A 3,477-nucleotide genomic window follows, 5' to 3' on the forward strand; every position below is an offset into this window, starting at 1 on the left:
GGTTTTGTTCTTTCATGGAAGGGTAAGATTTTTATTTACCATTTTTTAAAAATTATCACTTTTTAATAAACCAGGTAGGTTTTTTATTGTTAACTTTTTAAAAAAATTTTCTTCCATGTCAGTTTCAAACTTTGAATTGATCGCAGCGATAAGAAATACGATCAATAAACTTAAAAAAGGTTCCCCTTATCAATGGGGTCATATGGGGTTATGCAATTGTGGAAACCTGGCCCAAGAACTTATCCAACTCTCAAAAGAAGATATCCATCGATATGCCATGGAAAAATCAGGTGATTGGAATGAGCAATTAGTGGATTATTGTCCTGATAGTGGCTACCCAATGGACCTCATGATCAGTAAAATGCTTGAAAAAGGACTTAAAATCAATGAACTCAGACATCTTGAAAAATTGTCTGATCCAAAAATATTAAACAAAATTCCTCTCATAAAGAGAAATCATTTAGAAAAAAATAATAGGCTTGACGTAATCCTATATTTTGAAACTTGGCTGGAAATGCTAGAAAATCAGTGGATTGAAGAGGAAGCAAAACTAGATGGCAGTATGTTGCAAAAAAATAACCTTGATAAGGTATTTGCTTAAATATTTATTTTGATTTAATTAGCGCCTATCAATCCATTTGATATTTAAAACATTAACCTTATTCATACTATGGACGACTTTGAAGATGATTTTGAAGAAATCGAAGATTTCGATGATGACGATGAGTTCGCTGAGGAATTTAAAGACGAGGTGTACGATCTTGATGAAGACAGTGAACTCCTTGATGAGGATTTCGATGATCTAGAAGACGATGATTTCGATGATGACGATTTCGATGAGGACTTTGACGACGAAATTGATTAATTTGGAACAAAAAGCAGGAAGTCTCAAATATCTTCCTGCTTTTTTTATTTCAAATTTTGTCTAAATTCCATTCTATACTATCTTTCGAAAAATTAGTATTAAGAAATCTTTTACATATATGCTATTACAAATCTTTAGTTCCCCTATTGCCTCAGGTGCACAATTGTTTTTATTAATTGTCTGCATTTTAGTCGGGCTTGGCGCTGGTATTTCCGCCGTAGATTTCAGAAGTACAAAGGCTCCGAAAGAAGTCAAAAAGAAATAAAAAAGGGTCTAAATAGACCCTTTTTTTATTTCTTCCCATTTACTTTTTAATGGACATTGCCCATCAATTTTCTTATCGGTCTACTTAATAACAATAACAACAATCCTGCGCCCACTGCTGTAAAAACAATAATCATATACTGGCTGGGCATTTGGGCAAGAGCTTCATCAGTACCGCCGCTAGCCTCTCCAGCTATCAAACCTGCAAATAAATTACCAAGAGAAACAGACAGGAACCAGATTCCCATCATTTGGCCACCATATTTTGCCGGGGCTAATTTTGTAACTAAACTCAATCCAACAGGGCTCAAACTCAGCTCGCCGAATGTATGAAGAAGGTAAGTAAAAATCAACCAAGTAGGCGCGGCTAGGTTACCTGAAGCGGCAATTTTGGCGGCAAAATACATCACCAAAAATCCCATACCCAGTAAAATCAAACCCATTGCAAATTTCAATGGTGAATTTGGTTCTAAATTTCTCCTGCCCAACCATACCCAAAGTGCACCAAAAAATGGTGCAAAAATGATTATAAATAAAGAATTGATTGATTGAAAATATCCCGAAGGGATTTCCCATCCTAAGAAATTTCGATTTGTAAACCTCTCTGCAAACAAATTCAAGGTAGATCCTGCTTGCTCAAAACCTGACCAAAACAAGGCAGAAAATAAAAACAGTATCGCAATCACGCCTACTTTATTTCGATCATCCCGACTTAATCCACCAAACAAAATGACATATCCTAGATAAACGAAAGCTACTATTGCGATGATTGTCCCGGACGCGCCCGCCAAAGCCAACACATTGATCGAAATAAAACCCATAAACAGAAGTGCCAAAACAAACAATACAATGGCTCCAATCCCAAAAAGGATCCTGATCAATTTTTTTCTTTCCAAAACATCCTTTTCGGTCGAAACCTCAATTTCATCACCATAACCAATTAGATTAGAACTGGTCAATCGATATTGGATCAAACCTATAAGCATCCCAAGTCCTGCCAAACCAAACCCTAAATGCCAATCATAAGTTGCTAAAGTACTGCAGGCAATTGGAGCTATAAAAGCCCCAAGATTTATCCCCATATAAAAAATCGAAAACCCTGCATCTCTTTTTGAACTGCCTGCAGGATAAAGCTGCCCAACAATCGAACTTATATTTGGCTTCAACAGCCCGGTTCCTAATACAATCAAAATCAATCCCAAAAAGAAAGAATTCGTATCCATTAGAGAAAGGGATTCCTTAACAGAAACTTCATCTCCCATCATTTTAAATAAACCCGGCAAAGCCATTGTAAAGTGCCCCAAAGCAATGATAATACCTCCATACCAAACAGACTTTTTCAAACCAAAAAGCCTATCCGCAAACCATCCTCCAGGCAATGCGAGCAGATAAACTCCCATGGTATACAGACCATATATTGCCCCGGAAGTTTTATCATCAAATCCTAATCCACCATCAACGATGGAGGTGGTCATAAATAATATCAAAAGCGCCCGCATTCCATAATAGCTGAATCTTTCCCACATCTCGGTGAAAAACAAAGTCATCAATCCCTTTGGATGGCCAAATAGGGTCGGGCCAGGATACAAATCGACTTGAGTCAATCCCTGGTTGTTCTCAAATTTATTTTCCAATATTTCTGGTTTTTAAGTAGTGATAAAACTTTTAATAACGCAATGATAAATGAATTTACCAAATTGTGCTTTTCCTGAATCAAAACCAAATTATGTTTCTAATAGAAAAACAACTGAAAATCCCTTTGCCATATTCAAATAGCACAATGAGTTGTTGATACTTGATTTCGCCAAAAAAAAACACGTAATCCATTGTTTACTTAAAAAATGAAGATTTTTATTGTTCTGTCTTGCATTAATTATTTATATTTGATCCATAATTAAAATTATTTAATTCATTGAGATAAAGAAAGCTGTTTTAGTCAATTAATATTTATCAGAGAATAAACCCAACCCAAAGGAGTGTTATGCACTCCTTTTTATTTATTTGAATTTGAAACAATGCCAAATAATATTTTCTATTTTTGCCAAAATATAATTTATGAAAACAGCTGAAATACTTACTGAAAAAGGCCTGATGAAGGTGGAGTTTTTTGACAAAGATGCCCCAAAAGCAGTGGATAACTTTATTTCCCTTTCAAAAAAAGGGTTCTATGACGGATTGACCTTTCATAGGGTAATTCCAAATTTCGTGATTCAGGGTGGTTGCCCAAAAGGAAATGGCACAGGTGGTCCCGGCTACAAAATTGATTGTGAATTGGATGGCGAAAACCAATACCATGATAGGGGGGTCTTATCTATGGCTCATGCAGGTAAAAATACAGGAGGTTCACA

General features: G+C 35.8%; 4 protein-coding genes. 3 read left to right on the plus strand and 1 reads right to left on the minus strand.

What is annotated here, in order from left to right; all coding sequences use genetic code 11:
• The first annotated feature begins 136 nt into the window (after positions 1-136).
• Together ACZFYI_RS17575 and ACZFYI_RS17580 are read left to right on the plus strand one after the other, a co-directional pair.
• Complete coding sequence (locus tag ACZFYI_RS17575) at positions 137-601, plus strand: hypothetical protein (RefSeq protein ID WP_462525429.1); 465 nt, start codon at positions 137-139, stop codon at positions 599-601.
• A gap of 69 nt (positions 602-670) precedes the next feature.
• Complete coding sequence (locus ACZFYI_RS17580; protein ID WP_241124775.1) at positions 671-865, plus strand: hypothetical protein; 195 nt, start codon at positions 671-673, stop codon at positions 863-865.
• A gap of 311 nt (positions 866-1,176) precedes the next feature.
• Here ACZFYI_RS17580 and ACZFYI_RS17585 read toward each other — a convergent pair whose 3' ends face one another.
• A complete protein-coding gene (locus ACZFYI_RS17585) occupies positions 1,177-2,676 on the minus strand; it encodes a peptide MFS transporter (protein WP_462525431.1) in 1,500 nt (499 codons plus the stop codon).
• A 508-nt stretch (positions 2,677-3,184) separates the two neighbouring features.
• Between ACZFYI_RS17585 and ACZFYI_RS17590 the strand changes: the two genes are divergently transcribed.
• Positions 3,185-3,477 (plus strand): peptidylprolyl isomerase (locus tag ACZFYI_RS17590; protein ID WP_462525430.1); only part of this gene is annotated, 293 nt, incomplete at its 3' end.

The organism is Aquiflexum sp. (assembly GCF_977115555.1).